The organism is Desulfitobacterium sp., assembly GCF_034927245.1.
GTDB lineage: Bacteria > Bacillota > Desulfitobacteriia > Desulfitobacteriales > Desulfitobacteriaceae > Desulfitobacterium_A.
Map to the genome: position 1 here is coordinate 43,454 of NZ_JAYFQK010000003.1, position 24,478 is coordinate 67,931.

Consider the following 24,478-nt stretch of genomic DNA (forward strand, 5'->3'; position numbering starts at 1 on the left):
ATAATCGATGGCTGTTATTCTAGTGGTGGATGATGAAGAGCCCATTCAAGAATTGCTCAAATTTAATCTCGAAAAGGAAGGGTATACGGTACTGGTGGCGGGGGATGGTCCGGCAGCTTTGACGATGATTGAAGAAAAGCATCCTGACCTCGTAGTCCTTGATCTTATGCTGCCCGGTATGGATGGTATGGAAATATGCAATCGGCTTCGGCAAAATTCGAAATACCGAGACCTCCCGATCATCATGTTAACGGCTAAAGGAGAGGAGATTGACAAGGTTCTGGGTTTGGAGCTTGGCGCCGACGACTACTTGACTAAACCCTTTAGTCCGCGTGAACTCTTAGCTCGCATCCGTGCTCGGCTTCGCCGGGCTAAACCGCAAACAGAAGAAGCTGAATTAGTACGGGGTGACTTGAGAATTGACCTAAATCGGTTTCAGGTCATCGTCAGAGGTGAGGCGGTTGAACTCACACCCAAAGAATTTGAACTTTTGCGAGTCCTTGCTACGCATTCGGGCAAGGTCTATTCAAGGGATGAGCTTTTAGAACGCGTTTGGGGTTATGAGTTTGCCGGAGATACCCGAACAGTCGATGTCCATGTTCGGCATTTGCGGCAGAAAGTGGAACGGGATCCCTCCAATCCTGAATATATTGAAACACTGCGGGGCATTGGCTACCGGTTAAAGGAATAATAATATGAGTATAAAGTGGAAAATATTAATCGTTTATCTGACCGCGGTATCTTTTTCTTTTTTCCTTTTTGTATTGGGAGAACAGGCTGTTAATGGAGAAAAGTTCATTATTGACTGGGGCACTTTGATTCTGGCAATATTATTACCTGCGGGAATAATTTATTACCTTACCCATCGTTTAAGCTATCAGCTGAAAAAGCTTTATAACACGGCTCACTCAATTTCCAAAGGAGACTTCGACAATTTCAGCGAGGTTTATAATCTTGATTCTTCCAACGAACTGGGGAAAATCGGGATTGAAATGATCACCGTAGCTCAGCAATTCAGAGTCAACCTCCAAAAAAATATGCAAGAAGCTGAGAAAGTTCAAACAATCCTCGCCTCGATGCAAGAAGGGGTTGTGGCCCTCGATCAAGTCGGCAGGGTGGTTCTGAACAACACAGCTGCCGAAAGCATTTTTACTTTCACGAAGGATGAACTCAAAGGGAAATATTTTATCGAAGCTTTATGTTATCCGGAACTGGAAGGTTTAGTGCAAAATGCTTTGGAAAAAGGGCAGTCCGGTATTTCTGAAATTACTATGGGTGAACGAATAGTTAGGGTACAGGTTAATCCATTTCTGGAGGAACAGACAAAGACGCGTTCACGGGGGGCTGTCATTGTCGGTTATGATGTGACCGAGCTTCGCCGCTTAGAGCAGGTTCGGACTGATTTTGTCGGTAATGTTTCCCATGAACTGCGAACACCTTTGACCTCAATTAAAGGGTTTGTGGAAACCCTGCTCGACGGAGCGGCTGATGATCCTGCGCTTCGTGAACGATTCTTGACGATTATCCAGACGGAAACCTTACGCTTGCAGCGGCTTATCGACGACCTCTTGACCCTTTCGCGAATTGAAAATCGGCGGACCGATTTAGTAGGGGGGACAAGCCTGGTTCAGGAAGCCTATAGACATATTGAACCTGTGATCTCATCCTATGCAAGGGCCAAAAAATTGGAATTAGTCGTGGATATACCCTCTGATTTGCCGACTGTGGCAATGGGAACAGACATGCTGAGTCAGGTTCTTCTGAATCTGCTGGAGAATGCTGTGAAATATACAACAAAAGGTAAAGTCGAGTTATCCGCGTGTCAAAAAGGTTCTTTTGTTTATTTAGAATTTAAAGATACAGGCTGTGGGATTCCCGAACAGGATCTTCCGCGTATTTTCGAACGGTTTTATCGGGTAGATAAGGCGCGTTTTCGGGAACAAGGGGGCACAGGTTTAGGCTTAAGCATTGTTAAACATATCGTTGAGGGTTCAAATGGGAGAATCAAAGTGACTTCCCATCTGGGCTCGGGATCGGTATTTGCCTGTGAAATACCAGTCGCCGAATAGGAGGAATTATATGCGTAAGAGGAGTAAACATGCTCGGGCAGCAAGCGTGCTCTGGGGTAGTTTGCTCGTGGCCCTCATCCTATTCTCCTTAGGTTGGGTATATCGTGCAAATTGGATTACAGGATCACTTGAGGTGGAAACGGCACAAACGGGAAGTATTGACCATTATGTTACAGTCAAAGCAATCTTCGCCAATGAGGAATATGTCATACAATCTCCCGCGTCAGGAAAAGTGGAATTGCTCGGAAAAGAGGGACAAAGATTTCGACTCGGTGAACCTGTGGCCCAGATCCATCCGGAAGGGGCCGCTCCCGGAAGCAATACCCAGCGGCAAACGGCTCAAGTCAGTATGCCTAAAGGCGGATTGTTTTTTCAAAAAGTAGACGGCTTAGAAAGTGTGCTTACCCCCGAGAGTTTGGTGAATATGGATTTAGCCAGGATTCTTGAGCAGCAGGAAAATTCCGAAGCGCCGAAGGATACTGTCCAAGCGGGCGTTCCTCTGGGGAAAGTGGTTAATAACTTAAGCCCTACTGTGGCGTTTGTTGAGGTAGAACCTTCGAAGGATTTGAGTGTAGGGAAAACGGTCAAATTTAATCTGGACGATCAGATCCGTACCGGTAAAATCCTGCGGGTATCTGATAATCCAAAGGGGATTGTGGTTCGATTTAATCAATACCTTGAGGGGACAGTAAACAAGAGAATTCAAAGTGTGCAATGGGTTGCCAAACCTTCGGAGACGGGAATCGTCATTCCCAAAAGTGCCCTTTACACGAAGGGAGAGGAGCTTGGAGTCTATGTTGTTCAGGAAGGAATTTTACAATTCCGCAAGGTTAACGTGATCGATGAAAATGATTCTTTAGTCTGTGTGAATAATCTTCCACAGGGTATTCCCGTTGTAAAAAATCCGCGATCAGGGATCGAAGGCTTGACGGCAAACGTAAAAATCCCATCCTAGGGCTGGAATTAGCAGGAAATATGGAACACGTGTAGAATCTTTCAGCATTGGTGGTGTAAACGTTGAGTATTGAAAATAACCTAAAACAGGTTTATCAAAGAATTGGACAGGCTGCGGAAAGTGTCGGGCGCAAACCGCAAGACATCAAACTTCTGGCAGTCAGTAAGACCATGGATGCAGAAACAGTAAGGGAAGCCTATCAAGCGGGACAGCGTATTTTTGCGGAAAACAGGGTTCAAGAATGGGTTCAAAAGGCTCCCGCCTTACCCCAAGATTGTGAATGGCATATCATTGGACGATTGCAGACCAATAAAGTTAAATATTTAACAGATAAAATCGCCTTAATTCATTCCCTTGACCGAATGTGTCTGCTTAAAACGTTTGAGGAACAAGGAGCCAAGCGAGATATCATTTGGCCGGTGCTGATTGAGGTCAACACCGCTCGTGACCCCGATAAAGCAGGGCTGATGAGGGAAGAGGTCGAGGATTTCTTAGATATTATCGCTGATTTCCCTCATGTTCAAGTTCAGGGTCTGATGACGATTGGGGCCTTGGATGCCGCTCCGGAGGAGACCCAAGTCTTTTTCCGGGAACTTCGCCAAATTCGGGATGCTTTACAAAGTAAAAATATTCCCCATGTCAAGCTAAAAGAGCTTTCGATGGGGATGAGCCGCGATTTTGAGCTGGCCGTTGCCGAGGGAGCTACAATCGTCAGGGTGGGCAGGCAGATTTTTGGAGAACGTAAACCCATCACTAGAAACGCAAACATTTAGATTAATATAACTGAGGAATCAAAGGAGGATTTGTTTATGGCTAAAATATTGGACAAAATGATTGGGATTATGGGATTTGCCGATGAAGAGGATGATGAGGAACTCTTTGAAGAGGAAGAAAGCGAGCAGAACGTACAAGAGGAGACTCGGCCATCAAGCCGAAAAAATGCTCAAGTCGTGAGCATACATACCCAAAAACAAGTTAAAGTTATTGTGCTGGAACCTACTTCATTTGAGGAATCCCAAAATATTGCGGATCAGCTTAAAAATCGCCGTCCTGTTATTGTCAATTTAGAGACTGTAGACCACAATCTTGCCAAACGAATCGTTGATTTTGTCAGTGGCGCTACCTATGCTTTAGGGGGCAATATGCAAAAAGTCGGGCAGGGAATCTTCCTGTTCGTGCCTAATAATATCGATATCTCCGGGGAGTCTCATGAAAAGATTAAAGAAAAAGGATTTTCCTGGGCATTGAGCAGTAAATAAGGAGTGTGGTCGTTATCTCTATCCTTACGTTTATTTACCAAGTTGTAGATGCAGTATTAATGATCCTAGGGTGGGCTGTCATTCTTCAAGCCATTATGTCATGGATACCACCACTGGCGAATTCATGGCTCGGCCGCATTCTTGATGAGATTACCGAACCGCTTTTAAGGCCTTTCCGACGCTTTCAAATCGGAGGAATGGGTTTCGGAATAGATTTCTCCCCGATTTTCGCTTATTTTGCTCTCTATCTTATACGAATAGCGGTATTGCCTCTTATTTACAGCTTATTGTTAAGGTTAGGGTTATGAAGCACCGGATCGATCGTCATGTTCTAAGCTTTTGGCAAGATAAGGAGATGCGTCTTGAAGCGGCGCATCTCCTAGATCTTACAGAGGAAGCGATGAGGAAACAGCTTGCGGTAAGAACCCCTTTCTTAGGGCTCGGTCTGGCCCAATGGTTTGAGCGGGTTTTGCAGAAGGAATCCTTAAGTTACCAGGCTCGTGGCGGCTTTCCGGACGCTGAACGAGTTTGCTATTTCCTGGGACAGAATACCGAGAGTCTGGAATATTTACCCGAAGGAATCACATTATTAGCGGTGGTTTCAACAGATCCCCATGTCAATTTGGAACATCGGCAGATTTTGGGTTCATTGATGGGACTTGGCCTGAAGCGGGAGTTGGTCGGAGACATCCGCCCCGGAGTTCAGGGAATGATTGTTGCAGTCGTTGATGAGATTACGGATTATTTACTCCTGGAGTGGTGTAAAGCCGGACGGGTCAATATTCGGGTCGAGCGGGTGCAAGGAGATCTTATGCTCAGGGAAGATCCGGGAGAAGAACGGCGGATAACGGTTTCCTCTTCAAGAATTGATGCCATTGCTGCCGCAGGTTTTAATGTCGCCCGCGGCGTTGTTCAAGAATGGGTTCGTCAAGGAAAGATTAAACGAAATGATTTGATCATAAGCAAACCCGATTTAGAAGTGAAGTCCGGAGATATAATATCCTGCCGGGGGCAAGGTCGCTTACGCCTTTGCGAAGCGGGGGAGACGCGAAAAGGGCGGATTGGCTGGAGCATTATCCTATACCGGATACAAAAGCGCTAGAAAGGGGAATAGAACCATGCCAATGACTCCGATGGACATCAGGAATAAAGAATTTCGTAAAGGGGTTCGCGGTTATCACCCGGAAGAAGTGGAAAAATTCCTCGATACCGTGAGTAAGGAATTTGAAATTCTTTATACGGAAAACTTTGATCTCCGCGAAAAGGTTCAACGCTTTGAGCAGGAACTAAAGCAATATAAACAGCTTGAAGGGACACTGCAGCAGACGATGGTGCTAGCGCAGCAGACAGCAGAGGAAGTCAAGCAATCCGCCCGGCATGAAGCTGAACTGATCCTCAAGAAGTCTGAACAAGAAAGCACTCAGCAGCTTATAGAGGCTCAGAAAAAGGTTAGCGAAACAAATGAGGAAATTGAAGAGCTTCTTAAACGAAGAGAACTGATTCGGACCCAATTAAAGTCTTTCCTGAACGCACAGCTTGACCTTGCCGAATCTTTTAATAAAAGTTCCGGAATTTCTACTGAAGTTTCCTAAGACTGATTATCTTGATGATGTTAAATCTTGCGGAATAGGCCGGAATCATGTAAAATGTACGATATCGTTTAGGTAATAGTTTATTAGAAGGATGGCTGGTTAATGAAGAGTATATTGTACACGGAACTGGCTTCCGATTTCTTGATCGAGGGATTAGGACTGCATTGCCGGGATAAGGATCACCCGGTTGGAAAAGCAGGCCGTGCTGATCTGGAACTGGTTTCAAGCATCAGTGAGCTAATGCTGTATCCGGAGGATATTCAGGTTATCTACCTCGGAAAGGCTGAGGCAGACCCTTTTCGGGCCGGAGATATTCTTATGGCAGGCAGCGATGAATTACTTGATCGCGCGTTTCTTGCACTTGATCAAATGGAGCAGCGCGGGCTTGTTGTTGATTTATCTCCGGAACCGGACGCTCATCAGGTTAACCTTGTAAAAGACGGATTGTCTGAGATGGTACTGAACTTAGAGAAACGAGGGATTGCGTACCTCTGTTTATTTCTCGTCGAGCCGGTCGATGCGGAGGGAACAGCCAAATTAGTCAGTATAATCCGGAAAATACTGGCTTAAGCATTCATTGAACTTTAATAAAAAATTTTAATAAAACGTGGATAAGGACAGTCCTTGATGTATCCTCATCAGCGAGCGGGAGTCGGTGCAAGCCCGCGGGGTAAGGCAAGGAAATCACCTTAGAGTGAGAGGCTGAATCTTTGAGTAAGCTTTTCCGGATCACCTCCGTTATCGGGTTCCAAGTGGCTCAATTGAGCAACAAGGGTGGCACCGCGAGAATATCCCGTCCCTTTCCAGAGGACAGGGATTTTTTTATTTTTTTATATCTTTATTTAGGAGGAATTATAATGGATTATCGGGATACCTTAAACCTGCCGGAAACAGATTTCCCGATGCGGGGGAATTTACCCCAACGCGAACCGGAAATCTTAAAAAAGTGGGAAAATAATAATCTCTATGAGCAGGTTCAAAAAGCAAGAGCCGGTCAGAAGAAGTTTATTCTTCACGATGGACCGCCTTATGCCAATGGAGATATTCATCTCGGGCATGCCTTAAATAAGGTCATCAAGGATATTATCGTCAAGTATAAGACGATGATGGGATATGATGCTCCCTATGTTCCCGGATGGGATACGCATGGCTTGCCGATTGAGCAGCAAGTGATTAAAAAACTCGGCGTGAATCGGCATGCCGTGCCGACGCTTGAATTCCGTAAGCAGTGCAAAGAATATGCTGAGAAATATGTCGGAATTCAGCGTGAGGAGTTTAAGCGCCTGGGTGTGCGCGGCGATTGGGATCATCCTTATTTAACCCTTCATAAAGAATATGAAGCCGAGCAAATTGGCGTCTTTGGTGAAATGGCGAAAAAAGGATATATCTATAAAGGCTTAAAACCGGTGTATTGGTGTCCCTCCTGTGAAACAGCATTAGCTGAAGCAGAGATTGAATATGCCGATCATAGTTCTCCGGCGATCTACGTCAAATTTGCCGTAAAAGACGGTAAAGGGGTTCTCACCGAAGATAAGACCTATGTTGTGATTTGGACCACGACCCCCTGGACTATTCCCGCTAATGTGGCTATCAGTTTGCATCCTGAATTTACGTATGCCCAAGTCAAAGTCGGCGAAGAACATTGGATTGTTGCCGAAGGACTTCTTGATCAGCTCCGTGCGCTATGGAAGCTGGAGTTACCTGTTGAGAAAACGTTTGTGGGCAAGGATTTAGAATTTGTCAAATGCCAGCATCCGCTTCTTGATCGGGAATCTCTGCTGATCCTGGGTGAACATGTCACGCTTGAAGCAGGAACAGGGTGTGTTCATACCGCTCCGGGTCATGGGGAAGACGACTTCATCGTCGGGAAAAAGTATGATTTACCCGTCGTTTGTCCGGTCGACCATCAAGGTAAGTTTACTGAAGAAGGCGGACCGTATGTCGGTATGAAAGTCGCCAAAGCAAATCCCGTCGTGATAGATGATCTTAACAAAGCAAATGCACTTGTCTATGAAGAAAAGATAACCCATAGCTATCCTCATTGCTGGCGCTGCAAGAACCCTATCATTTTCCGAGCCACAGAACAATGGTTTGCCTCCATTGATGGCTTCCGCAAAGAAGCTTTGGAGCAAATCGATAAAGTGCAGTGGATTCCCGCTTGGGGTAAGGATCGGATATATAACATGATCCGAGACCGGGGAGATTGGTGTATTTCCCGTCAACGGACTTGGGGTGTACCCATCCCGATTTTCTACTGCGAGGATTGCGGAAAAGAATTTTTGACCGATAAAACAATTGCCAAACTTCAGGAGTTCGTTCGTCAAGAGGGCTCAGACGCCTGGTTTGCGCATTCCGCAGAGGAGCTTCTGCCCGAAGGGACGGTCTGTTCCTGTGGCGGACATAAGTTCCGCAAGGAAACAGATATTATGGATGTCTGGTTTGACTCGGGAACAAGCTATGCAGGAGTGCTTAAACAACGGAAGGAATTAGCTTGGCCGGCGGATCTCTATCTTGAAGGTTCGGATCAGCATCGCGGTTGGTTTAATTCTTCGCTGTCAACCTCTGTCGCTGCCTTTGGAACAGCTCCCTACAAAGCCGTACTCACGCATGGTTTCCTGGTCGATGAAAAGGGCCGCAAGATGTCGAAGTCTTTGGGAAATGGGGTTGATCCACTCGATGTTACAAACCAAATGGGGGCGGATATATTAAGGCTTTGGGTTGCCTCTGCCGATTATAAAAATGATATTGCAGTTTCCCAACGGATTATGAAGCAAATGTCTGAAGCGTATCGGAAGATCCGCAATACCTTAAGGTTCCTGCTCAGTAATCTTAATGACTTTGACCCCGCTAAAGATCAGGTTCCTTATTCTGAGCTTTATGAGATTGATCGCTGGGCGCTTCTCCAACTGGGGAAGGTTATTAACAAAGCCCTTGAAGGTTATGAAAAATACGAGTTCCACGGGGTTTACCATACTGTGCATAATTTCTGTACGATTGAGTTGAGTGCAGTTTACCTCGATATCGTCAAAGATCGTCTCTATGTCGAAGGAAGGACCTCTCAACTGCGCCGTTGTGCACAGACGGTTCTCTATCAGACCTTAGATGCTTTGGTACGCTTAATTGCCCCGATTCTTACCTTCACAGCCGATGAGATTTGGCCTTATGTTCCGGGAGTCCCTGAAGGATCTAATATTCAAGTGGAAAACATGCCAAAAGTGAAGCCGGAATGGAAAGATGATCAGCTGGAAGAAAAATGGGATCGGATCTTAGCCTTGCGTGCGGAAGTGACAAAAGCATTGGAAAAAGCCCGCCAAGATAAGCTCATCAATCATCCGCTGACGGCACAAGTGGATCTTTACGTCCCCGATGATCTTTATCAATTCCTTCAAGGGTTTTCCAGCCTTGCGGAAATCTTTATTGTGTCTGCCGTTAAATTGCATCAGCCGACGGAAACAGTACCTGAAGACGCAGCGCAAGCTGAAGAGATCGAAGGGTTAAGAATAAAGGTCAGCCCGGCAAAGGGTGAAAAGTGTGAACGCTGCTGGATGTATCATACGGAAGTAGGCAAGGATGAAGCCCATCCGACACTCTGCCCGCGTTGCGCATCGGTCGTTGAAACAATGTAATATAAAATAACATAATATAAGGCCCTAAGGACGGATTTTAAATCCAACCTTAGGACCTTATATTATGACAAGAGTAGACATTATTCCTCAAAAAACATAGAATATAACCAGAGGCACCATTGGCTGAAAATTTGGAGCAGATTCACAATTACAAAAAGTGAGAAAGCGCAAATGGAGATGGAGCTTCATAAATTTAGAAGGAAGATGAAGGAGCGGTGGAAATGCTTCTCACTCAGCAGATCGCAGATCAAATCGTTAAATTGATTTATTCCGAGAGTGGTTATCATGGTATTGTATGTGATTCAACCGGAAAAATTATTTCCGACTCGGCAGGGGTTCGGGTCGGGAAAATCCATGATGGCAGCCGGAGAATTATGACGACTCCAATCCATGAAATTGCTATCACTAAGGAAGATGAGGAAGATTCCCAGGGACGTGTTCGTGAAGGATTAAATATTGCAATTGAAACGGAAGGAACAAAACTGGGGAGCTTTGGAATTGCCGGGCCGCTTAAGATAGTAACGCCTGTGGCGCGTGTTGCTGTCGGCGTGGTGGTTTCCTTGTTAAAAGAGGAAAGAGTGAAGGATGTAATCCGAAATCATGTCATTAAGCTGCATCAAGCGATTGAACAAGCAGCGGGAGCAATTCAAGAAATGGCCGCTTCGGCCCAAGAAGTCGCCGGAATCAGTGAAGCTGTCTCGGAAGTCGCTTATGAGGGAAAAGAGCAGGTTAAGGAAACGACCAATATCTTGGACTTTATTCGCCGGGTTTCAACCCAGACAAAGTTGTTGGGATTGAATGCGGCTATTGAAGCAGCACGTGCCGCTGAAAATGGTAAAGGGTTTTCGGTCGTTGCGAATGAAGTTCGGAAGCTCGCCGAGGAAAGCAATCGTTCCGCAAATGAGATCGGAACAATTCTAGATCGATTTCATGAGATTATTGGGCGCATCACTGAAGGCATAGTCCATAATAAGGAGATCACCGAAGAACAGGCGAAAGCAACCCAAGAAATTGCGCATATGATTGAAGAAGTTCAACGGGTCGGAGATAATCTAAATAATTTAGCCCAACAACTATAGACGGATACACAACTGTTTGCGTATAATATAAGTGCAAGGAAAATACATATATTACCGAATGATTTCAGTGGGAGAGATCCGATCAACTCGGACGCCGAAGGAGAAAACTTCTTAAATATCGCTCATTTAGGAAGGGAAACTCTCAGGCAAATGTACTGCTGAAAGACGGGGCTCTGGAGAGTTTCTCGAATGAGAACACCAAAGGGGAAGCCGAATGGCGAATCTCTCAGGTTAAAGGACAGAGGAAGCGCGCGATGCGTTATCCTCTGTTTTTTTTACTATCTGAAAGTATTTAACACTTTTGTATGACCTTTATTTTGCCTTGCATTTGGAAATACTCAAAACTTAAGGAGGTGTTTTTAGTGGCACAGCTTAAACGCACTCCTCTTTATGAGGAACATCACGCGGCTAAGGCTAAGTTGATTGATTTTGGCGGTTGGGAAATGCCTGTTCAGTATGCCGGAGTAATTGAGGAACATAACACGGTCCGAACGAAGGCGGGTCTTTTTGATGTGTCCCATATGGGTGAAGTTGATGTAAAGGGACAAGAAGCACTTCCTTTTGTTCAGCACTTGATTACAAATGATGTGACTAAAATTCAAGACGGGCAGATTTTATACTCACCGATGTGTTATCCGGATGGCGGAATAGTCGATGATCTATTAGTGTATCGCTACGGAACAGACCATTTTTACATTGTTGTCAATGCATCGAATACGGATAAAGACTACGCTTGGATGGCAGAACAAGCTCATGGATATGATGTTCAATTGGATAATATCTCAGAACAAGTGGCTCAGTTGGCGTTACAAGGTCCCTTTGCAGAAAAGATATTGCAGAAACTGACTTCAACAGATCTTTCAGGGATCAAATACTATTGGTTTAAACACGGAGAGGTAAACGGAATCCCTAGCCTTATTTCCCGAACGGGTTATACCGGTGAAGATGGTTTCGAGATTTATTTACCCCCGGATAAAGCCCCCGAACTTTGGCGCAAAATACTTGAAACAGGTGCCCCTGAAGGCATTGAACCCATTGGCCTTGGAGCTCGGGATACCTTGCGTTTCGAAGCAAAGCTTCCGCTTTATGGTAACGAACTTGGCCCGGACATTTCACCCCTGGAAGCGGGAATCGGCTTCTTTGTGAAGCTTACTAAAGATGAATTCATAGGCAAGGATGCCCTTAAAGCCCAGAAGGAAAAAGGGGTAAGTCGCAAGCTGGTCGGTTTAGAAATGATTGAACGGGGAATTGCTCGCTCCCATTACCCCATCCAAAAAGACGGGGAGGAAGTCGGCATTATTACCTCAGGTTCTTTTTCCCCAACCTTAAACAAAAATATTGCCTTGGGCTTAATCCGGGCGGATTTAGCAGAAATAGGCTCAACCTTAGATGTCATCATTCGCGGCAAAGCAGTTAAGGCTCAGATTATCCCGACTCCTTTCTATAAGAGGGAAAGGACGAACTAGGTTTAAGGTTAATATAAAAACTAAGGAGGACGATAATAATGAATCCAACAAATCTTAAGTACACTAAAACCCATGAGTGGGTAAAAGTTGATGGCAATATTGTAACCTTAGGTATTACAAATCATGCCCAAGAAAGCTTGGGGGATGTAGTCTTTGTTGAGCTTCCTGAAGAAGGAACAACAGTAACCGCAGGCGAGCCTTATGGTACCGTTGAGTCCGTTAAAGCAGTCTCGGATATCATTTCCGCTGTGAACGGAAAAGTCGTTGAATTCAATGAAGCTATTCTTGACGCCCCCGATGTGTTAAATAGTGATCCTTATGGGGAAGGATGGCTTATTAAAGTAGAAGCGGATGATCTTTCAGAGCTTGATAATTTGCTTTCGGCAGCGGAATACGAAGGACTGCTTGAGGAGGAACATTAAAATGAATTACGTGCCGAACACTGCAGATCAGCGGGATCAGCTTTTGGCTAGGATCGGTGTACAGTCCATTGATGAACTGTTTAAAGATATCCCGGAAACGGTTCGGCTGAAAAAGAGTCTTGATGTTCCGGGGGGAATGGCCGAACAAGATTTGGTGAAGTTAGTGAAAGGGCTTGCTAACCGTAACGGGAATTTAGAGGAGTATACTTCTTATTTGGGCGCAGGCGCCTATGAACACTATATCCCAAGTTATGTCGATCAGCTGCTTCAACGCTCTGAATTCTATACGGCATATACCCCTTACCAACCTGAGATCAGCCAGGGGACATTGATGGCCATCTATGAATTCCAGACCTTAGTTTGCGAGCTGACAGGAATGGATGCGGCTAATGCCTCCATGTACGACGGAGCTTCCGCCTTGGCGGAGGCAGCCTTGATGAGCTGTGATGCGACCCGCCGCAAAAAAGTATTAGTCCCGACAACCATTCATCCCGAATATCGCGAAGTACTTCAAACTTACCTGCCCCCTCGCGGTGTAGAAATCATTGAAGTTCCCTCCAAAGATGGAGTTGTTGATCCGGAAATCCTGGAAAAGGTACTGGATAAAGATATCGCCGGTGTTCTTCTCCAAAGTCCTAATTTCTTTGGGGCTATTGAAAAGGCCGAGCAAATCGGTCAGCTTGCTCATAGCCGGGGAGCCCTGTTTGTCATGTCTGTCAACCCGGTTTCCTTGGGAATCTTAAAATCGCCGGGTGAATTGGGAGCAGATATTGTTGTCGGGGAAGGGCAGCCTTTTGGTAATCCGCTTAATTATGGAGGACCTTATCTTGGCTACCTGGCAACTCGGGATAAGTATGTTCGGCGGATGCCCGGACGAATCGTTGGCGCGACCACGGATATAAACGGCAAAAAGGGTTATGTTCTTACACTGCAAGCGCGTGAGCAGCATATTCGCCGTGAAAAGGCAACCTCCAATATTTGTTCCAACGAAGCGCTGTGTGCTTTAGCCTTCACGATCCATTTAACAGGGCTTGGGAAAAAAGGTCTTAAAGACATGGCTGCTTTAAATCTGCAAAAAGCGCATTATGCCGCACAGGAAATGAGCAAGCTCCCCGGAATACGGCTGGCTTATGCTCAACCCTTCTTTCATGAGTTCGTGATTGAGACAGACATAAATCCGACGAAAATCAATCAGGAACTGCTTAAAGATAAGATTATCGGCGGACTTGAGCTCTCCCGTTTTTATCCGGAACTCGATTACCATCTTCTCTTTTGCGTGACTGAGACCAAGAGCAAAGATGACATTGATCATCTTGTGGCAAGATTGGGGGAAGTGAAATGATCGAATTAGAACCGTTAATTTTTGAGCAAAGCCGGGAGGGACGGACCGGAGTCAGTCTGCCTGTCTGTGATGTTCCGGAGGTTGCTATTGATAAACTTCTTCCTTCCGATTATTTGCGTGAGCAAGAACCGGAATTGCCGGGGGTTTCAGAAGTAGATGTGGTCCGCCATTTTACTCGGTTATCGACTTTTAATCATGGAGTGGATACCGGCTTTTATCCTTTAGGATCCTGTACGATGAAGTATAATCCTAAAGTCAATGAGATGTTGGCTCGCTTACCGGGTTTTACGATGCTTCATCCATATCAGCCGGAAGAGTTGACCCAAGGCTCCCTGCAGCTGATGTATGAGCTCCAGCAGGATCTGGGTGAAATTACGGGAATGGATGCGTTCACTTTGCAGCCGGCAGCCGGTGCCCATGGGGAAATGACAGGGGTACTGATCATCAAAGCCTATCATGCCCATCGCAAAGATACCAAACGGACCAAAGTAATTGTACCTGACTCCGCTCATGGGACAAATCCCGCGACGGCAGCTATGGCGGGATTCGAAATCGTTCAGGTGCCATCCAATGAACGCGGCGGGGTTGATCTTGAAGCCTTGCGTGCTGCTGCCAATGATGAAGTTGCCGCGCTGATGCTTACCAATCCTAACACGTTAGGCCTTTTCGATGAGAACATTCTGGAAATCGCTAAGATTATTCATGATGTCGGCGGGCTGGTCTATTATGACGGAGCAAACGCTAATGCGATTATGGGATTAGCACGCCCGGGGGATATGGGCTTTGACGCCGTGCACCTGAACCTGCATAAGACGTTTTCGACACCGCATGGCGGAGGAGGACCGGGCGCAGGACCGGTTGGAGTTAAAGAATTTTTAAAACCATTTCTGCCTAAACCGATTGTTGTCAAAAAAGAAGAGGGGACCTATGCGCTTGATTATGATCGTCCTCTTTCCATCGGCAGAGTCAGATCCTTTATGACAAACTTCGGAGTCCTGGTGAGAGCTTATGCTTATATTCGGGCTTTGGGTGGAGAGGGCTTAAAAAGTGCCTCAGAAAATGCAGTTCTTAATGCGAATTTCCTGATGAGTATTCTTAAAGAACATTATCCTGTTCCCTTTGATCGGGTTTGTATGCATGAATTTATTATCACTCCGAAACATCTTAAGCCCTATGGAATCCATACCCTAGATATTGCTAAGCGCTTACTGGACTATGGATATCATCCGCCGACGATCTATTTCCCGCTTATTGTTGAGGAAGCCATGATGATTGAACCAACAGAGACGGAGAGTATGGAGACCTTAGAAAAATTTGCGGAATCACTGATTCAGATTGCCGAGGAAGCTAAGACAGATCCGGAGCTCGTCAAAAATGCCCCGCATACTACACGGGTGACACGCCTGGATGAAACTGCCGCAGCCCGTCATCCCGATCTTCGTTGGCGGAAAGCTTAATTATTTACGGAAACAAGGAAAAGACCGCCGGTAGGACGGTCTTTTCGTATTATTTCGTATTATTTTTCATTTTCAAAAACAACTTCTGTTGAAATCTATTGGAAAAAGGGTTACGCTTAAAGGTATGCAGGTAGCATAAAGAATAATATGCCAAAGGGGTGCCCTATATGAGAGTCGAAGTACTGGCAACTGCAGGAACGCCTGTCCTTCCATATTTAGAGGACAAGCTTGTCATCGTCATTGATGTTTTGAGGGCTACCAGTACAATGGTTACGGCCCTAGCTAACGGTTGTCAAGCCATCATCCCCGTTTTAACCTTGGAAGAAGCTCTCAAAAAACGTTTGGAAATTCCGGGCGCTCTCCTCGGGGGAGAACGTCGGGCCATGCAGATTGAGGGTTTTGATATGGGAAACTCACCTTTTGATTATGCCCCGGAGAAAGTGGGCGGAAAACGGGTGATTATGACAACGACAAACGGTACGCGTGCGATCCGTGCGGCTGCTGAGGCGAAGGCTGTCTGGATGGCTTGTTTTCTCAACCTTGATAGCATCGTTGAAGCGATCTATCGTTTAAAACAACGCGTTTTGCTCGAAGGTATTGTAATTTTTTGTGCCGGAACAGAAGATCGTTTTGATTTGCCGGATACGCTTTGCGCCGGAATGATCATTGAGGAGTTAGGCTCCGATCTTCAACTCAATGATTTGGGAGAAGCGGCTCGTGTGCTTTATAAAATAGCAAAGCCTAATCTTATGGAGGCTATTGAGCAATCCGATCATGGTCAACGGCTTCTCGAATTAGGTTTCAAAAAGGATGTTATCTACTGTGCTACTGCAAATATTCTTCCCATTGTACCTGCCCTTGTCAATGGAGAAGTGATTTGGCAAATCGAAGGGAGGTAATAGCTATGGAAGTCCGTTATTTTGAAAAGTCAGGTTCTGTGAATAATCAAGAGGTAGTTCGGTTAACCCTAAAACGGGCACAGGAATTACATATCTCTACTGTTGTTGTTGCTTCAAACTCCGGTGCAACCGCTGAACTATTCTTAGATCAAGGGGTACAGGTTGTTTGTGTTACGCATCATGTCGGTTTTGCCGGACCCGGTGTTGATGAAATGGGCAAGGAGCGCCGGAAAAGTCTAGAGGATCGCGGTGTAAAGGTGCTGACAACTACTCACCTTTTTGCCGGGATTGATCGTGCTTTAAGGCTGCAGAGCGGAGGGGTATATCCTGCCGAAATTGTAGCTCACACGCTGAGACTTTTTGGCCCGGGCGTTAAAGTGGGAGTAGAGTGCTCTGTTATGGCTCTTGATGCAGGCTTAATTGAATTTGGCGAAAAAGTGATTGCAATCGGCGGGACAGGACACGGTGCTGACAGCGCTATCGTCTTAACTCCGCATCATTCTAACGATTTCTTTAAAACCAAAATTCATGAGATTATATGTAAGCCTTTCTAAATGTTACAAACGGTAAAAAATATAGTCTTTTTCTCAGAAAAAAGAGTATAATGTTGAAGTATTACAGGCCATAGTAATTTAGTATAGCAAGGATATGTGGAGGGAGACGATTTTATGGATTTCTTGTCAACAATGAAGGAGCTTGCTAAAAGCAACCGACAAAGAATAATTTTAGCGGAGGGTGAGGAGGAAAGAAACCTCACCGCAGCATCTGCCATTCATGCTGAGAAGATTGCTGATGTGATCCTGGTGGGCAATGAAGAAGTCATCAAGGAAAAGGCAAAAAAACTTGGCCTCAATATCGAGGGTATAGAGATTCAGAATCCCGCTAAATCAGAAAAGACCCCTGTCTACGCCAAAGCGTTCTATGAACTCAGAAAAGCAAAAGGAGTCACAGAGGAAAGCGCTGCCAAAACGATGCTGGATCCCTTGTACTTTGGTACAATGATGGTCAAGTTAGACGATGCTCAAGGTATGGTTTCAGGTGCAGTACATACAACAGGAGACCTGCTTAGACCGGGGCTGCAAATCGTCAAGACCGCGCCGGGAATCAGCGTCGTTTCCTCTTTCTTTGTCATGCTTCTTCCGAACAAGAGCTTTGGTAAAGATGGCATGATGCTTTTCGCGGACTGCGCTGTGAACCCTAATCCCAACGAGGACGAACTGGCGGCAATCGCGATTACCACAGCCGAAACAGCAAAGAATCTCTGCAAGATGGATCCTAAGGTAGCCATGCTCTCTTTCTCGACGATGGGCAGTGCAAAGCATGAAAACGTGACAAAAGTCCAGAATGCAGTTAAAAAGGCAAACGAACAGAGACCGGATCTTGCGATCGAGGGTGAACTCCAAGCCGATGCGGCACTTGTTGAAAAAGTCGGCAAACAGAAAGCTCCGAATTCGAAAGTTGCCGGAGAAGCCAATGTTCTTGTATTCCCAGACCTTCAGTCCGGAAATATAGGATATAAGCTGGTACAAAGACTAGCCGGTGCGGAAGCTATCGGACCTATCTGCCAAGGGTTTGCCAAACCGATCAATGACCTTTCAAGAGGCTGCAGTGCGGAAGATATTGTCAATGTTGTGGCTATAACCGCTGTCCAAGCTCAATCCCTGAAAGGGTAAAGGAAACTTACCTCGGGTGGAGTTTTACTCCATCTGAGGTTTAGTTGACTTATCCAGGGACTTAGCGCCACTTATTTCCCACTAAGGAGGCGGGAGTTTTAGTGGCGGTTAGTCATCGGATAAAGCCTTACGGTCAAGGCCGGGGTAATTTTAAAACAGAAGTTAATATGTGATTAAAAGCCGTTAACAGTTTTTGTTAGCGGCTTTTTTGTACTGTCAGCAAGTATAACCATTAACATCAGTTCCGTGATATGAATCACTGCTTCACTTTTTTTATTAAGGTATGCTTGTTTAAGAGGGAGGGCTTGCTTCGAAGTATCCACTTGTATAATTTTAGTATAAAGGGGTAGCTCAAATTAGAATGTTTACAAAGTTAAGGTAAAATGATAATATATGTATGTTAGTAAATGCTAACACCACGGGCGGATTGTCGGCTAAAAGGAGGAATAAGAATGGTCTCCACAACGGAAGGGAAAATTTTGGAAGCCTCTTTATCACTTTTTTCACAGAAAGGTTATGATGCTGTAACAACCAAGGAGATTGCCCATAAAGCCGGTGTTAGTGAAATGACTCTGTTCCGGCATTTTGTTTGTAAACGCAAACTTTTTGAAGCTATGTATGAAACTTATATTTTTAACCCCCACTTCAAGGTTCTTTTTGAGCGGCATATGGAAGAGAACTTAGAAAGAGATATAATCAAAATATGTTATTGTTATCAAGAAAATATGCTGAAAAACCAAAAAATATTTATGACTCAATTGCGTAATCAAGATTTTGTATCCATTTCTGATACACCGTTATCTCGATTCCCCAGTGAATTGAAAAGGCTGTTAATGGATTACCTGTCCAAGATGAAGAAAAAAGGATGTTTTATAGCTGATGTGGAAAGCTGGGCTGTGAATATTCTTGCTTATAATTTTGGCCTGTTTATGCTCTGCCTGGTTAACAAGCAATTGATATCCGGCACGGGGATCGACAACTATATTGCCGATTATGCCAAACAACTTTCTATCCGAAGCCAATTCCCAATTGCAAACGGCTTAAGGACTGCTATGGAGGAAAACTAATGAGCGTATTAAATGTAGGCTTAGATGTAGGTTCAACAACCGTAAAAATGGTTGTACTCAATGCTGATAATCAGATTATATATAAGAAATATCTCCGCCATTTTTCTAATATCAAGAATACGGTTGTTGGAATGCTTGAAGGAGCTAAAAATGCCGTTAAAGGACATGGCGTTACTTTAATGATCACCGGTTCCGGCGGATTTAATATTTCCGGAAAGCTCGGTGTTCCCTTCATTCAAGAGGTTATTGCTTGTACGAACGCGATTAAATCGCTTATCCCCAGCACCGATGCTGCGATAGAGTTGGGTGGAGAGGATGCAAAGATCACCTTCTTAGGTGACTCGATGGAACAGCGAATGAACGGAACCTGTGCAGGGGGAACCGGAGCTTTTATAGATCAGATGGCTTCCCTTTTGCAAACCGATGCGGCGGGGCTTAATGAGCTTGCCAAAAATTATCAGAATATCTATCCTATTGCTTCCCGCTGTGGTGTCTTTGCCAAGACCGATATTCAGCCCCTTCTCAATGAAGGGGCGGCCAAAGAGGATATTGCCGCTTCTGTGCTGCAGGCTGTTGTTAATCAAACCATCAGCGGGTTGGCTCAAGGCCGGCCGATCCAAGGAAATGTGGCTTTTCTTGGGGGACCGCTTCATTTTATGTCCGAGCTTCGTGAACGTTTTATCGAGACGTTAAAGTTGACGGATGAAAATGTCGTTTTTCCGGAGGATTCCCAATACTTTGTGGCGATTGGGGCAGCTATTTCCTCCCGAAATGAACAGCCGATATCCTTTGAATGCTTATATGAGCGGACTCCGGCAATTTATAGGATGCGCGAAGACGATACGAACACCATGGAGCCTCTTTTTGCCAATGAGGAGGATTATTTAGCATTTAAGGCCCGCCATGCTCAGTACAAGGTAAAACGTGAAAACCTTGATTCCTATTCCGGCAACGCCTATTTGGGAATTGATGCCGGATCGACGACGACCAAAATTGCGTTAATCAGTGAAGACGGGGGTCTCCTTTATTCATATTACGGAAGTAATATGGGAAGCCCGCTTGAGTCAACCATTTCCGCCCTTAAAGGGCTTTATGCCAAGATGAATTCTCAGACGAAGCTGGTGAATGCTGCTGTTACGGGCTATGGAGAACATCTGATTAAGGCTGCGTTGAAAGTGGATATCGGCGAGATTGAAACTGTCGCTCATTTCAAAGCGGCTGACTTTTTCCTGCCGGGAGTGGATTTTGTCCTCGATATCGGCGGCCAAGACATGAAAAGCTTAGTCATTAAAGATGGGGTCATTGATTCCATCAGCCTTAATGAAGCTTGCTCATCCGGTTGCGGTTCATTCATTGAAACTTTTGCCAATGGTTTAAACATTGGAGTGGAGGAGTTTGCTAAACTTGGCGTTAAGTCTAAAAAACCGGTTGATTTGGGAACACGCTGCACCGTATTCATGAATTCCAAAGTTAAGCAGGCGCAAAAAGAAGGTGCTGACGTCAGTGATATTTCTGCCGGGATATCCCTCTCCGTGATTAAAAATGCGCTTTTCAAAGTCATTCGTTTGCGCAGCGTTGAGGAATTAGGGGAAAAAGTAGTGGTGCAAGGTGGAACCTTCTATAATGACGCCGTTCTGCGCTCGATTGAAAAGATCCTTAATCGAAATGTAGTTCGCCCGGATATTGCAGGAATTATGGGGGCCTTCGGATCAGCCTTGGTGGCCCGCGAACGCTATGAGGAAGGTTATCAATCCACCCTTCTTCAAAGCGATGAACTGGAGAATTTTTCAGCAGAAACCACCATGAAACGCTGCGGACTTTGCGGCAATAACTGCATGGTTACGGTAAAGCATTTTTCGAATGGCAGCGAGTTCTATTCGGGCAACCGTTGTGAACGGGGCGCCGGCAAGGAAATGACGAAGAATGATATTCCTAACCTTTATGATTTTAAATATAAACGTGTTTTTAATTATAAGCCGTTAAAACAGGCCGACGCCAAACGTGGTGTGATTGGTTTGCCCAGGGTTCTTAATATGTATGAGGACTATCCCTTTTGGTTTACTTTTTTCACGGAACTGGGATACCGAGTTGTTTTATCAGGTCGTTCTTCCAAAAAAATGTATGAGGCTGGGATGGATACCATTCCTTCGGAATCTGCTTGCTATCCGGCTAAACTTGTGCATGGGCATATTGCGGATTTAGTGAATAAAGGAATTGTGAAGATTTTTTATCCGAGCATTCCTTATAATATAGAAGAAGATCCCAACGCCAATAATCATTACAACTGTCCGGTGGTAACATCATATCCGGAAACCATTTGGGCGAATATGGATATTCTGCGTCATGAAAATATTACGTTCTATCATCCCTTCCTTCCTTTGGATATGCCTAAACGAATGGTCAAACGCCTCTGCAAAGAGCTTTCCCCGGAGGGGATTCCCAGGCATGAGTTGATTGAGGCCGTACGCAAAGCCTATGAAGAGCTTGAATCTTTCAAACAAGAGGTGCAGGATCAGGGTGAAAAAACGATTGCCTATATCCGCGAGCATCATATGAAAGGAATCGTGCTGGCCGGACGCCCGTATCATATCGATCCGGAAATCAATCATGGAATTCCCGGAATGATCAGCGCCTATGGATTTGCCATCCTTTCCGAAGATTCAATCCACCATTTATTGCCTGTGGAAAGACCCATCCGCGTGGTTGACCAATGGGTGTACCATTCACGGCTTTATTCTGCTGCAAGCTATGTTGCCGAGCAGTCTGATCTAGAGCTTGTTCAATTGAACTCATTTGGCTGCGGCTTAGATGCCGTAACCACTGACCAAGTTAAAGAGATTCTAGAGCGTTACGGTAAAATTTATACGGTTTTAAAAATCGACGAAATCAATAATCTCGGTGCGGCCCGCATTCGCATTCGCTCCTTGATCGCGGCGATTCACGAACGTGACAAACGAAACTTTAAACCGACTAGGCTTTATGAGGTCAAAGAACGCGTCATTTTTACCGAAGAGATGAAAAAGAATTATACCATTCTTTCGCCGCAAATGTCACCGATTCACTTCCAATTCTTCAAGACAGGCTTTGAAAAAGCAGGCTATACGGTAGAGATTCTTCCCTCCGTAGATAAAGCCGCAGTCGATGAGGGCCTGCGAACGGTTCACAATGATGCTTGTTATCCGGCAATTATTGTTGTCGGGCAGCTTATGGAAGCCTTGCGTTCAGGAAGGTATGATTTGAAGCGTACGGCGGTGATTATTACTCAGACCGGCGGCGGCTGCAGGGCGACTAATTATATCGCCTTTATTCGAAAAGCCCTCCGTGATGCCAAGCTGGAGCATATCCCTGTGCTCTCTTTGAGCGCCTCGGGGATCGAGGAAAATCCCGGGTTCAAAGTAACAGGCGCCATGTTTAATGATCTCATGTGGGGATTAATCTTCGGGGACCTTTTAATGCGGGTGCTTTACCGTGTTCGTCCCTATGAAAAAGTTGCCGGCTCAGCGAATGCTTTATATGAACAATGGGTAGAGAAATGCCAAGACTCTATTCGCAAGGGAGATCGGAAGGCAATTCGCGAAAATATTTACGGAATTGTTCGGGATTTTGATAATTTGCCGATGGATGAAAACCTTGTCAAACCCAAAGTTGGTGTGGTCGGGGAAATCCTGGTTAAATTCCACCCCACTGCCAATAATAATATTGTGGATCAGCTCGAAGCGGAAGGGGCCGAAGCGGTAGTCCCCGATCTGACCGATTTTTTCCTTTATAGTGCCTTCGACAACCAAATCAAGTACCAGCTCCTTTCCGGGACTTTCAAGAGCATGATCAATGGTAATATCTCCATTGGCGTAATGGAGTATTATCGCCGGGATATGAAAAAGGCGTTAAAGGCAAGCCGGCGTTTCTCAGCGCCCCATTCCATTCGCCATATCGCCAAAGGGGCGGAAAATCACCTTTCGCTCGCGAACCAAACGGGAGAAGGTTGGTTCCTTACAGGGGAAATGGTTGAACTGATCGAAAGCGGGGTCAACAATATTGTTTGCCTGCAGCCCTTTGCCTGCTTGCCTAATCATATTACCGGCAAAGGTATGATTCGCGAGTTAAGGCGTGCTTATCCGCTTTCGAATATTGCGGCGATTGACTATGATCCGGGAGCAAGCGAGGTAAATCAGCTCAATCGGATCAAGCTGATGCTGTCCGTTGCCCAGGAAAATTTAGCGAAAGAACATCATGAGAACAAGGATGTGTTTAATAATTTCTCGCTATCAAAGGGAATGAAGCCGCTTACCGCCGTTCCCAATGAACAGACGGCTCGTTCATAGAATCACGTTTAATTTCAATAATAATAAAGGGAGCGATTCCGTATTCACTAATTGTGGTACGGAATCGCTATATTCACTTTTAAAAGAATATTTAGGGTGTAAATTTTTGAAGGCTTGGGAACAATGAAATCGAGTCAGTAAGTGATTTATAAGTGATTTATTTGAGGTGATGATTTATGACAACCTCTGATCAACACGACGAGAAAGATAAAAATCCTGGGGAATTCAGCACTTCTGAGGATTGGCTTAATTTTCAGAAGCAAATCGATTCTTTAGCCCATGTTCTTGAGAGAATTAATCTTTCCGAGTATATTACTTACTTGAATAATCCGCGGCGTATGCTGCTCTTAAACTTTGTCAACGGTTTAGTGCGGGGTTTGGGAATAGCACTTGGGGCTACAATCTTGGCAGGGATCGTACTTATTTTTCTGAAAAAGCTTGTCTTTTTAAATCTGCCGGTTATCGGCGGGTTCATTGCGGAGCTCGTAAAGATTGTCAATGCTCATAATGGGTATTAAGGGGGTTGAGTCAATGGCAAAGGATGAATATGCAAAATTGATTGAAGAGCTTAAACGGGATAAAAAGGAAACGATCGAGAGTGCCACTGAGCTTATCACCGAAGATATGCGTGAATCGATAGGCGAACTTTCCTTAATCGATAATCATCCAGCCGATATCGCGACAGAGGTGTACGAACGTTCACGGGATGTGGCTATTCATGACCGCTATATGCATCGAATTCACGCCATAGAATCAGCTTTGCAGCGTTGGCAGGAAGGAAACTATGGAATCTGCGAACACTGCGGAAATAAAATTCCGATGGAACGTCTGGAAGCTCTCCCGTATACGACCGTTTGTAAGGAATGCAGTCGGATTGAAGAGAAAGAGGAACAACATTCACTCCATCGGGAGCCGGTAGAGAATGAAATTCTTAATCGTCCCTTTTCACGGACCTTTAATGACGGAATAGACCGGGTGGAATTCGATGGTGAAGATTCTTGGCAGGCGGTGGCTCGGTACGGAACAGCCGATTCGCCGCAGGATTTAGGAACAAACCGTGATATCAGTGATCCTAACGAAATGTATGAGGACGCCGATGAGGTGATTGGTGCGGTCGATGCTGTCGAAACCCTGGATGTCGAAGTAGATCCCGAATTCACCAACACCATCTACTATGGAAAAAAACACGGCCGCACCTAATTACCGCTCATGATTGCCCCGCAGTCATCCTTGTGTTAAGATAAATCAAA

General features: G+C 45.3%; 22 protein-coding genes, 1 riboswitch and 1 other annotated feature. All 22 genes read left to right on the top strand.

Annotated features, from left to right (window positions below; genetic code table 11):
- Positions 1-7: 7 nt before the first annotated feature.
- On the top strand, positions 8-691 hold the full coding sequence (locus tag VB077_RS00395) for a response regulator transcription factor (RefSeq protein WP_323413224.1): 684 nt from the start codon (positions 8-10) through the stop codon (positions 689-691).
- A 4-nt stretch (positions 692-695) separates the two neighbouring features.
- A complete protein-coding gene (locus VB077_RS00400; protein ID WP_323413225.1) occupies positions 696-2,069 on the top strand; it encodes a sensor histidine kinase in 1,374 nt (457 codons plus the stop codon).
- A gap of 10 nt (positions 2,070-2,079) precedes the next feature.
- Complete coding sequence (locus VB077_RS00405; RefSeq protein ID WP_323413226.1) at positions 2,080-3,024, top strand: HlyD family efflux transporter periplasmic adaptor subunit; 945 nt, start codon at positions 2,080-2,082, stop codon at positions 3,022-3,024.
- Between the two features lie 62 nt (positions 3,025-3,086).
- Positions 3,087-3,797 carry a YggS family pyridoxal phosphate-dependent enzyme gene (locus tag VB077_RS00410; protein WP_323413227.1) on the top strand — a complete coding sequence of 237 codons (711 nt, stop codon included), beginning with the start codon at positions 3,087-3,089 and terminating at the stop codon, positions 3,795-3,797.
- 36 nt (positions 3,798-3,833) lie between these two features.
- The gene (locus VB077_RS00415; RefSeq protein WP_323413228.1) at positions 3,834-4,283 is read left to right on the top strand and encodes a cell division protein SepF; all 450 of its coding nucleotides are present in this window, start codon (positions 3,834-3,836) and stop codon (positions 4,281-4,283) included.
- A 5-nt stretch (positions 4,284-4,288) separates the two neighbouring features.
- Positions 4,289-4,591 (top strand): YggT family protein, encoded by a 303-nt coding sequence (locus VB077_RS00420; RefSeq protein ID WP_323413229.1) that lies wholly within the window; start codon positions 4,289-4,291, stop codon positions 4,589-4,591.
- Positions 4,588-5,385, top strand: a complete 798-nt coding sequence (locus tag VB077_RS00425; protein WP_323413230.1) for an RNA-binding protein — start codon at positions 4,588-4,590, stop codon at positions 5,383-5,385. The genes VB077_RS00420 and VB077_RS00425 overlap by 4 nt, the downstream gene beginning before the upstream one ends.
- A gap of 16 nt (positions 5,386-5,401) precedes the next feature.
- Positions 5,402-5,875, top strand: a complete 474-nt coding sequence (locus tag VB077_RS00430; RefSeq protein ID WP_323413231.1) for a DivIVA domain-containing protein — start codon at positions 5,402-5,404, stop codon at positions 5,873-5,875.
- A 102-nt stretch (positions 5,876-5,977) separates the two neighbouring features.
- The gene (locus tag VB077_RS00435; RefSeq protein WP_323413232.1) at positions 5,978-6,445 is read left to right on the top strand and encodes a hypothetical protein; all 468 of its coding nucleotides are present in this window, start codon (positions 5,978-5,980) and stop codon (positions 6,443-6,445) included.
- 29 nt (positions 6,446-6,474) lie between these two features.
- Positions 6,475-6,679 (top strand) — a binding site (T-box leader).
- Between the two features lie 53 nt (positions 6,680-6,732).
- Positions 6,733-9,501, top strand: coding sequence for an isoleucine--tRNA ligase (ileS, locus tag VB077_RS00440; protein ID WP_323413233.1), 2,769 nt, complete (start codon positions 6,733-6,735; stop codon positions 9,499-9,501).
- Positions 9,502-9,722: 221 nt separating this feature from the next.
- Positions 9,723-10,580 carry a methyl-accepting chemotaxis protein gene (locus tag VB077_RS00445; protein WP_323413234.1) on the top strand — a complete coding sequence of 286 codons (858 nt, stop codon included), beginning with the start codon at positions 9,723-9,725 and terminating at the stop codon, positions 10,578-10,580.
- 58 nt (positions 10,581-10,638) lie between these two features.
- A riboswitch (glycine riboswitch) is annotated at positions 10,639-10,748 on the top strand.
- A 194-nt stretch (positions 10,749-10,942) separates the two neighbouring features.
- On the top strand, positions 10,943-12,046 hold the full coding sequence (gene gcvT / locus VB077_RS00450; RefSeq protein ID WP_323413235.1) for a glycine cleavage system aminomethyltransferase GcvT: 1,104 nt from the start codon (positions 10,943-10,945) through the stop codon (positions 12,044-12,046).
- Between the two features lie 38 nt (positions 12,047-12,084).
- Positions 12,085-12,468 carry a glycine cleavage system protein GcvH gene (gene gcvH, locus VB077_RS00455; RefSeq protein WP_323413236.1) on the top strand — a complete coding sequence of 128 codons (384 nt, stop codon included), beginning with the start codon at positions 12,085-12,087 and terminating at the stop codon, positions 12,466-12,468.
- Position 12,469: 1 nt separating this feature from the next.
- Entirely contained in the window at positions 12,470-13,810 is a 1,341-nt protein-coding gene (gene gcvPA, locus VB077_RS00460) for an aminomethyl-transferring glycine dehydrogenase subunit GcvPA (protein WP_323413237.1), read from the top strand.
- Complete coding sequence (gene gcvPB / locus VB077_RS00465) at positions 13,807-15,267, top strand: aminomethyl-transferring glycine dehydrogenase subunit GcvPB (protein ID WP_323413238.1); 1,461 nt, start codon at positions 13,807-13,809, stop codon at positions 15,265-15,267. The genes gcvPA and gcvPB overlap by 4 nt, the downstream gene beginning before the upstream one ends.
- Positions 15,268-15,434: 167 nt before the next feature.
- Positions 15,435-16,166, top strand: coding sequence for a 2-phosphosulfolactate phosphatase (locus VB077_RS00470; protein ID WP_323413239.1), 732 nt, complete (start codon positions 15,435-15,437; stop codon positions 16,164-16,166).
- A gap of 5 nt (positions 16,167-16,171) precedes the next feature.
- Positions 16,172-16,720 (top strand): pyruvate kinase alpha/beta domain-containing protein, encoded by a 549-nt coding sequence (locus tag VB077_RS00475; protein WP_323413240.1) that lies wholly within the window; start codon positions 16,172-16,174, stop codon positions 16,718-16,720.
- Positions 16,721-16,834: 114 nt separating this feature from the next.
- Positions 16,835-17,839, top strand: a complete 1,005-nt coding sequence (gene pta / locus VB077_RS00480; RefSeq protein ID WP_323413241.1) for a phosphate acetyltransferase — start codon at positions 16,835-16,837, stop codon at positions 17,837-17,839.
- 479 nt (positions 17,840-18,318) lie between these two features.
- Positions 18,319-18,906 (top strand): helix-turn-helix domain-containing protein, encoded by a 588-nt coding sequence (locus VB077_RS00485; protein WP_323413242.1) that lies wholly within the window; start codon positions 18,319-18,321, stop codon positions 18,904-18,906.
- A complete protein-coding gene (locus VB077_RS00490; RefSeq protein ID WP_323413243.1) occupies positions 18,906-23,228 on the top strand; it encodes an acyl-CoA dehydratase activase-related protein in 4,323 nt (1,440 codons plus the stop codon). Before VB077_RS00485 ends, VB077_RS00490 begins: the two co-directional genes overlap by 1 nt.
- Positions 23,229-23,404: 176 nt before the next feature.
- Entirely contained in the window at positions 23,405-23,746 is a 342-nt protein-coding gene (locus tag VB077_RS00495; protein ID WP_323413244.1) for a DUF5665 domain-containing protein, read from the top strand.
- Positions 23,747-23,759: 13 nt separating this feature from the next.
- Positions 23,760-24,428, top strand: coding sequence for a TraR/DksA C4-type zinc finger protein (locus VB077_RS00500; RefSeq protein ID WP_323413245.1), 669 nt, complete (start codon positions 23,760-23,762; stop codon positions 24,426-24,428).
- Positions 24,429-24,478 lie beyond the last annotated feature (50 nt).